The sequence below is a fragment of the Mesorhizobium sp. M7A.F.Ca.MR.362.00.0.0 genome, assembly GCF_004023175.1.
In the GTDB taxonomy this organism is placed as follows: Bacteria; Pseudomonadota; Alphaproteobacteria; order Rhizobiales; family Rhizobiaceae; genus Mesorhizobium.
On sequence record NZ_RZTF01001191.1, the window covers coordinates 1 to 223 of the forward strand.

Genomic DNA, 223 nt, shown 5'->3' on the forward strand with positions numbered 1-223 from the left:
CGCCAGGGCGGTGCTGAATTGGGCGGCGCCTCCTGAGGCGACCCCCTCCGTCCGCTTCGCGGACACCTCCCCCTCGAGGAGGGAGGAAAGTGCGGCGTCGATATCGGCTTTTACAACACGGCCGTATGGGCCTGTGCCGGATACGGTGGAAAGAGCAATGCCCGCCTCACGAGCTAGGCGCCTGGCCAAAGGTGTCGCGCGGGCTTTCCCCTCCCCCTCGAGG

At 67.7% G+C, this 223-nt stretch carries 1 protein-coding gene; it reads right to left on the reverse strand.

Annotation, left to right across the window (positions count from 1 at the left end; translation table 11 throughout):
* Positions 1-223 (reverse strand): E3 binding domain-containing protein (locus EOC06_RS39595; protein WP_206631499.1); only part of this gene is annotated, 223 nt, incomplete at both ends.